Genomic DNA, 7763 nt, shown 5'->3' with positions numbered 1-7763 from the left:
GGATGCCAGGGGGTGTGGACGATGCGTCCGTCGCCCCAGAAGACCGGAATGTCGAAGCCCAGCGAGGTCAGCGCGCTCGTGTAGGCGCCGATGCCGAAGAAGGYGATGTGGCCCAGGCTCAGCTGACCGGTGTAGCCGAGCAGCAGGTTGAGGCTCATCGCCCCGATGATGAAGATGCCGGTCGTGATGACGATGTGCAGGTAGTACTGGTCCGTGACCCAGAGGGGCACGCTGAGCAGCGCCACGAGCAGCAGGCTGGTTCTGAGGTTTTTCATCCGATGCGCTCCCCGCGTACGTAGAACAGGCCGGTAGGTTTGAACATGAGCACCAGGATGATGAGGATGAAGCCCATCGCATCCCGGTAGCCCGACGAGACGTAGCCCGAGCCCAGCTCTTCCGCGAAAGCCAGGATGAAGCCGCCGATCGCCGCGCCCTGGATGCTGCCGAGGCCGCCCAGGATGACGATCGCGAAGGCCTTCAGGGCGGCGGTGTTGCCCATCGTGGTGGTGACCACGAAGACCGGTCCGAGCAGCGCACCGGCGGCGGCGGCCAGGCCCGAGCCGAGCGCAAAGGTGGCGGTGTAGATGGCGTTGATGTTGACGCCCATCAGCGAGGCGGTGTCCCGGTCCTGGAAGGTGGCGCGCATCGCCTTGCCCAGGGGGCTGCGGTGGATCAGCACATAGGTGGCGAGAATGAGCAGCAGCGCTGCGCCCAGCACGAACAGGCGCAGCCAGGAGATCGACACCGGGCCGATGACCAGCGGCTCGGTCGGAAAGGGCGTCGGCACCGACTTGGCGACGCCGCCCCAGACCAGCAGCGCGATGTTCTGCATGGCGATCCAGCACCCGATCATGACCACCATGGTCGAGTCGATGTCGGCGCTGCGCATGCGGCGCAGGAAGATGCGCTCGATCAGCGCGCCGAGCAGGATGCCCAGCATGATGGCCATGCCCATCGCCAGGAAGAAATTCCATCCGAGGCTGGACACGAAGTAGTAGGCCATGAAGCCGCCGAACGCATAGAGCTCGCCATGCGTGAAGTTGACGACTTTCATGATCCCGAGGATCAGGGTGAGGCCGATCCCCAGGAGCGCATAGGTGCCTCCGAGGATCAGCGCATTGGCTATGTGCTGGATGAGTTGGTCCACTTGGTTTCTCGCACGCGCTGGAAGAACGAAACGATCGCGGAAAGCGCTGATTCCACGACGCACGGGGCCACGCCCGGACTGCGCCGTCGTCGAGCCGACAGTCGGCCCGGGCGCGATACGGCGATACAGCCGGCTAGTTGACGATGCCGATCTTGTCGTTGTCGATCTTCACGAGGTAGGTGTTGGGCGTGCTCTGGCCGCTCTCGCGGCCCGAGGGGCCGACCTTCTCGAACTTGATCTTGCCGGTCAGGCCGGTCAGCTCGATGTCCCACAGCGCCGCGCGGATCTTTTCCGGATCGGCGGCGCCGGCCTTGGTGACGGCCGCGGCAATGGTGCGGATGCCGTCATAGCCGCGGAAGCCTTCGGTCAGGCCGGCCTTGTCGTACTTGCGCTTGTTCCACTCCGCGATGAACGCCCTGGCGGTGGCCGGATCGGCCGAGGCGTCGGGCGTCCAGGGCGCGAACATCATGTTGTGCATGGTGCCCGCGGCTGCAGACCCTGCGTGCTCGATCAACTGGTCCGGACTCTGCGAGCCGCCCAGCGTGATGATCTGGCGCTTCAGGCCCACCGACTGCGCCTGCTTGAGCACCAGGGTGAGCTGCTCGACCGCCGTGGTGACGAAGAGGGTGTCGGCATCCGTGGCCTTGAGCTGGGACAACTGGGAGGTCATGTCCTGCGCCGAGGCGTCCATGGTCAGCACGCGGCCCACCTTCACGCCCTTGGCTTCCAGCATGCGCTGGAAGGACTCGGCCGAGCCGCGGCCCCAGTCGTTGTTCACGACCAGCAGATCGGCCTTCTTGATCTTGAGCGGCTCGACATGGCGGGCAAAGCTCTTGGCTTCCATGTCGTTGGTCGGGCAGATGCGAAACACATAGGGGTTGCCCGAGGTCGTGATCTTGTCGGCCCCCGAGGTCTCGACCACCATCGGCACCTTGTATTCCATCAGCTTGGGCATCGCGGCCAGCGTGTAGGTCGAACTCCACGCGCCCATGATGACCGGGACCTTGTCGCGCACGATCAGCTTCTCGGTGGCGTTGGCGGCCTCGGTCGGATTGCTCTTGCTGTCCTCGATCACCAGCTCGATCCTTGCGCCGTTGATGCCGCCCTTCGCATTGATCTCGTCGGCGGCGATCTTCGCGCCGCTCGTCACGAAGTTGCCGGACGCCGCCACGGCGCCGGTGAGCGGCTGGTTGACGCCGATCTTGATGATGTTGGACTGGGCTGCCGCAGCGACGGCGAAACACGCTGCCGCGGCGACCAGGCTCGGTCTCAGCCAGGTTTGCTTCATCTTCCGCTCCTTAGAGAGAGGTGGGGGACGAATCGTCCGGCGGGATGCCGGCGCATTCGAGCTGTCGCGCAATCACTCAAACTATCTATCTAACAATAGGACTACTGTATATCGATGCGTCGTGCACCGACTCATGGTTTTCACCGACGAGCCGTTGTTTGCCTGGGCCCTTACTCGCTGATAAGATACTAATAATAGGACGACCAGCTGATGGCATCATATGATGCCGAGGCACTGATCGCCAGAGCCAGCCCAGGAGAGACATGAGCCAGTTGAGTATTTCGCCGGAAGTGGTCGATGAGCGGACGCTCTCGAAGGCGCACGCCTGCCTGCGCGAAGCGGGTGTGGCGCTGCCGACCCTGAGCCAGCTGGCCGACCCCGAGACGATTCCGCCCGAGCGCCTCGCCGCGCTGGCGCAGGTCGATCCCGGCCAGCCCCACCCGGCCAATTTGTGGCGCGTCCACTGGTTCAACGACGCCGCCGGAAACGCCCCGGCCAGCGTGCCGGGCCACCTGGTGCTGCCCGAGGCGCTGACCGGCGTCAAGACCAGGATCGTCATCGCGCTGGGCGACCGCTTTCCGATGATCGGCGCGCACAAGGTGCTGGCGGCCTACGGCTGTCTGGTGCCGCGCCTGGTCACGGGGCGCTTCGATCCGGGCCGGCACAGGGCCGTGTGGCCGTCGACCGGCAACTACTGCCGCGGCGGCGTCGCCATCTCGCGGATCCTCGGTTGCCGCGGCATCGCGGTGCTGCCCGCCGGCATGAGCAGGGAGCGCTTCGACTGGCTGGAGCGCTGGGTGGCGGCGCCGGAAGACATCGTCCGCACGCCGGGCACGGAAAGCAACGTCAAGGAGATCTACGACCGCTGCGCCGCGCTCGCAGCGGTCCCGGACAACGTGATCCTGAACCAGTTCTCCGAGTTCGGGAACTACATCGTGCACCATCACTGCACCGGCCGAGCGATGGGGCGTCTGTTCGACGCATTGCAGGTCGAAACGCCCGCGCTGCGGCTGGCGGCCTTCGTGTCGGCGACCGGTTCGGCCGGCACCCTTGCCGCCGGCGACTATCTCAAGCAGCGCCACGGCGCGCGCATCGTCGCCGTCGAGGCCAGCGAGTGCCCGACCCTGCTGGAGAACGGCTACGGCGAACACAACATCCAGGGCATCGGCGACAAGCACATTCCGCTGATCCACAACGTCTTGAACACCGACGTCGCCGTCGGCGTGTCGGACCGCAGCTCGGACGCGCTGAACCAGCTGTTCAATTCGGAGGTCGGCAAGCGCTACCTGATGCAGCGCCAGAAGCTCGATCCGGCGTGTGTCGAAGCGCTGGCGGCCATCGGCATCTCGGGCTGGGCCAACGTGGTCGCCGCGATCAAGGTGGCGAAGCACTTCGACCTCGGCGCCGACGACGCCATCGTCACCGTGGCGACCGACAGCGCGCCGATGTACGCCAGCGAACGCCAGCGCTATGTGCAGCGCCACTATGCGCAGGGCTTCGATGAGGTCCATGCCGGCGAACTCTTCGCGCGCCATCTGGGCGGCATCGAGGACGACCACCTGCTGGAACTCACGCATTCGCAGCGCAAGAGGATCTTCAACCTCGGCTATTTCACCTGGGTGGAGCAACAAGGAATTTCCGTGGACCAGTTCGACGCTCGAAAGGACCAGGCCTTCTGGGGTCGCCTGCAAGCGTCGGTGCCGGCCTGGGACGCGCTGGTCGAGGCGTTCAACGGGAAGACAGGGGCACAGCGGTAGTCAACACATCCACAGGATCTGTGGGGAAAGCAGGAGGCAATATGGAAGGTACACCCTATCTCGAACTGAGGAACAAGCTCGCGCAGCGCGACCGGAGCTTGCGAGAGAAAGTCATGTCGCTCGAGGATGCGGCCGCGCTGGTCAACGACGGCGACAAGGTCGGCATCGGCGGCAGCACGCTGTCGCGCACGCCGACGGCGATGATCTGGCAGCTGATCCGCGAGCGCAAGAAACATCTGCAGGTCTCGCGCAGCATCGTCTCGAGCGAGGGCGACCTGCTGTTCGCCTCGGGGGTCTCGGACCACATCATCACCAGCTGGTTCAGCCAGGGCATCGTCTGGGGCATCTCGAAGGTCATGCGCCACTACGTGGAGAGCAAGCAGGCGCGCTACGACGAGTGGAGCCACCTGGCCATGGGCATGCGCTTTCGCGCCGGAGCGATGGGGGTGCCTTTCCTGCCGATGCGCTCGATGCTCGGCTCGGACGTGCTGGAACTGCGGCCCGAAGCCCGGACCATCACCTGTCCCTTCACCCAGGAGGACGTGCTGCTGGTGCCGGCCTTGAATCCCGACGTGGCGATCATCCACGTGCAGCGCTGCGATGCCTACGGCAATGCCCAGATGGACGGCCTGCAGTTCATGGACATCGACCTGGCCATGGCCGCCACCCGCGTGATCCTGACGACCGAGCGGATCGTCTCGAACGACCAGATCCGCCGATCCCCGGACCAGACCAAGATCCCGTTCTTCGCCGTCGACGCCGTGGTCGAGGTGCCCTACGGCTGCGCGCCGCACGAGTGCAGCAACGTCTACGAGCCGCTGTTCAAGCACATGGACTACTACACCTCGCTGGTCAACGCCGACCCGGTGGCCGCCATGCAGGACTACATCGAGCGCTACATCCGGCAGCCGAAGTCGTGGAACGACTATCTGAACCTGCTGGGGCTGGACGAACTGCTGGATGCGGCGCGCCGCGGAAGGAGCATGCTCAATGACTGAGATCGCCGATTGCACCGCCAGCGAGATCCTGGCCGTCATGAGCTCGCGCCTGCTCAACGAAGGGCAGGTCGTCTTCGCCGGGGTGGGCGTGCCGCTCCTGGCCGCGACGCTGGCCCAGGGCCTGCGCTGCCCCGGCCTCACGATTCTGTTCGAGGGCGGCGTGGTGGGCCCGATCATCGAGCCGGGCAAGCTGCCGCCGTCGACCAACGAACAGCGTTGCACCAAGCGAGCCAACATGGTGCTGAGCAGCACCGACGTGCTGCTGCTGCTGCAGCGCGGCCATGTCGACGTCGGCTTCATGGGGGGCGCGCAGATCGACAAGTACGGCAACCTGAATTCGTCCTACATCGGCAACCCGGCCCACCCGAAGACGCGGCTACCGGGCACCGGCGGCGGCAACGACATCTCGAGCCTGACGAACATGATCGTCGCCATGCGCCATGAGCGCCGGCGCTTCGTCGACAAGGTGGATTTCGTCACCAGCCCGGGCTTCCTCGAYGGCGGCAGCAGCCGCCRCGACCGCGGCCTGCTGGCCGGCGGCATGTTCCGGGTGGTGACCGACCTGGGCATCTTCGGCTTCGACGACAAGACCAGGCACATGAAGATCGTCGCGCTGCACCCGGGCGTCACCCTGGAGCAGGTGCAGGACAACACCGGCTTCACGCTGCTGCACGACAAGCACATCGCGACCACCGAGGTCCCGAGCGCGGCCGAACTCGCGGCCCTGCGCAAGCTGGACCCGGACCGGCTCTACATCGCATGACGCGGGTCGAGCATCTGCATTTCGAAGATCGAACCACTGGAGAACATTGATGGCAACCTTGCATGGACAGTTTGGCATTGCAGCGCGCAATTTCACGGCCTTTCCGGAAATCCCGAACGCGGAGGCGCTGGTGCAGTACGGCGTGCGCATGGAGGAACTCGGCTTCGACTCGATCTGGGTCTGGGACCACATCCTGCTCGGCGTCGATCCGCACTTCCCGATCATCGATTCGCTGACGCTGCTGACGGCCATCGCCGCGCGCACCAAGAAGATCAAGCTGTCGACCGGAATCCTGGTGCTGCCGCTGCGCAATCCGGTGGTGCTGGCCAAGCAGCTGTCGAGCATCGACCAGCTGTCCAACGGCCGCCTGCTGATGGCCATGGCCGCCGGCTGGTACAAGCGCGAGTTCGACGCTGTCGGCGTGGCCTACGAGGAGCGCGGCAAGATCATGGACGACAACCTCCAGATCCTCAAGCGCTTCTGGACCGAGGATGTGGTCTCCGGAGACTGGACGCACCACAAGATCCCGGCCGGCGTGATGTTCCCCAAGCCGGTTCAGAATCCCTGCCCGATCCTGATCGGCGGCTATGCCGATCGCGTGCTCAAGCGCGCCGCGGTGGATGGCGACGGCTGGCTCACCTACTTCTACAAGCCGGCGGCGTTCGTCGAGTCCTGGGCGAAGGTGTGCAAGTACGCCGCTGAAGCGGACAAGGATCCGGCCACGCTGATGAACGGCAACCAGCTGCCCATCATGGTGGGGGCCTCGCGCGAAGCCGTGCAGGGCAAGATGATGGAGTGGTTGAATGTCGACTTCGACATCGCCCAGGGCAGCCAGTCGACGATGGACAGCGCCATCATGGGCAATGTCGACGAGTGCGTGGCCCAGCTCAAGGAGCACATCGACGTCGGCGTCCAGAAGCTGGTCTTCGTTCCGTACAAGTACGAGATGGACCAGATCGAGATCATCGCCAAGGAGATCGTTCCGCGCCTGCGTGCCTACGTGGCCGAAAAGAAGCGCTGAAGCCGGCGATGGCAGCGATTCTCGACCGGTCGGCCGCATGCCGCGCGCCGGGGCCGGCCCCTGGGCGGGCGGCCTGGGCCGAAGCGCAGCACGCCCGCGGCAGGCTGACGGCCCGCGAACGCGTCGAGTTGCTGCTCGACGAAGGCTCGTCGACCGAACTGGGGCCCCGCCTGGGCCGCGACGACGCCTGCRGCGGCGACGGCGTGGTCACCGTGCGCGGCACCATCGGCGGCCGCGCCGTGTGCGTGTTCGCCAAGGACATGTCGGTGAGCCGCGGCACACTGGCCGAGGTGCATGCCCGCAAGATAGGGCGGTTGCAGGAACTCGCGCTGGAAGGCCGGGTGCCGATCATCGGAATCTTCGACACGGCCGGTTTGCGGCTTGAAAGCGGCATGGATGCGCTGGCCGGCCACGGCGCCATCGTACGCAACGCCGCAGCCGCTTCCGGCGTCGTTCCGCAGATCTCGCTGATCGTCGGCGGATGTCCCGGCGCCGATGCCTTGCTGCCGCCGCKGTCCGACTTCGTCTTCATGGCCAACGACGACAGCAGCCTGTTCCTCAGCGCACCCGACGTGGTCCAACGGGTGACGGGCGAAGAGGTGAGCGCCGAGCAACTCGGGGGCGCAGGCGTGCACAGAAAGACCTCGTCCCTGGCGGATGGGGCGTTCGACAACGAGGTGCAGGCGATCCGTCGGTTGCGCCGCTTGTTCGGCTTCCTGCCGCTGCACAACCGCGCGGGGCCGACGCAGCGGCGCTGCCTGGATGATGCGGCCCGCGAGGCGCCTGCAC

At 65.7% G+C, this 7763-nt stretch carries 8 protein-coding genes; 5 read left to right on the top strand and 3 right to left on the bottom strand.

The features are described from left to right. The 3 genes from AC1D2K_RS25070 to AC1D2K_RS25060 all read right to left on the bottom strand — a co-directional run. Positions 1-275 (bottom strand): ABC transporter permease subunit (locus AC1D2K_RS25070; RefSeq protein ID WP_478091829.1); only part of this gene is annotated, 275 nt, incomplete at its 3' end. Next, entirely contained in the window at positions 272-1147 is an 876-nt protein-coding gene (locus AC1D2K_RS25065; protein ID WP_478091827.1) for a branched-chain amino acid ABC transporter permease, read from the bottom strand. The genes AC1D2K_RS25065 and AC1D2K_RS25070, both read right to left, overlap by 4 nt. A 133-nt stretch (positions 1148-1280) precedes the next feature. Then, positions 1281-2435, bottom strand: coding sequence for an ABC transporter substrate-binding protein (locus AC1D2K_RS25060; protein WP_478091826.1), 1155 nt, complete (start codon positions 2433-2435; stop codon positions 1281-1283). 263 nt (positions 2436-2698) lie between these two features. Between AC1D2K_RS25060 and AC1D2K_RS25055 the strand changes: the two genes are divergently transcribed. The 5 genes from AC1D2K_RS25055 to AC1D2K_RS25035 form a co-directional block, all read left to right on the top strand. Then, positions 2699-4192 (top strand): pyridoxal-phosphate dependent enzyme, encoded by a 1494-nt coding sequence (locus AC1D2K_RS25055; protein ID WP_478091824.1) that lies wholly within the window; start codon positions 2699-2701, stop codon positions 4190-4192. Positions 4193-4233: 41 nt separating this feature from the next. Then, positions 4234-5190, top strand: coding sequence for a CoA transferase subunit A (locus AC1D2K_RS25050; RefSeq protein WP_478091822.1), 957 nt, complete (start codon positions 4234-4236; stop codon positions 5188-5190). Continuing rightward, a complete protein-coding gene (locus tag AC1D2K_RS25045) occupies positions 5183-5953 on the top strand; it encodes a CoA-transferase subunit beta (protein ID WP_478091820.1) in 771 nt (256 codons plus the stop codon). Before AC1D2K_RS25050 ends, AC1D2K_RS25045 begins: the two co-directional genes overlap by 8 nt. A 49-nt stretch (positions 5954-6002) precedes the next feature. Continuing rightward, the gene (locus AC1D2K_RS25040; protein ID WP_478091818.1) at positions 6003-6974 is read left to right on the top strand and encodes an LLM class flavin-dependent oxidoreductase; all 972 of its coding nucleotides are present in this window, start codon (positions 6003-6005) and stop codon (positions 6972-6974) included. A gap of 8 nt (positions 6975-6982) precedes the next feature. After that, positions 6983-7763: carboxyl transferase domain-containing protein (locus AC1D2K_RS25035; protein ID WP_478091816.1), on the top strand; the 781-nt coding region annotated here is incomplete at its 3' end.

It is taken from the genome of Variovorax sp. P1_H12_2, assembly GCF_056405335.1.
The sequence above is the reverse complement of the archived record's forward strand: the minus strand, read 5'-3'. Positions and strand labels throughout refer to the sequence as shown.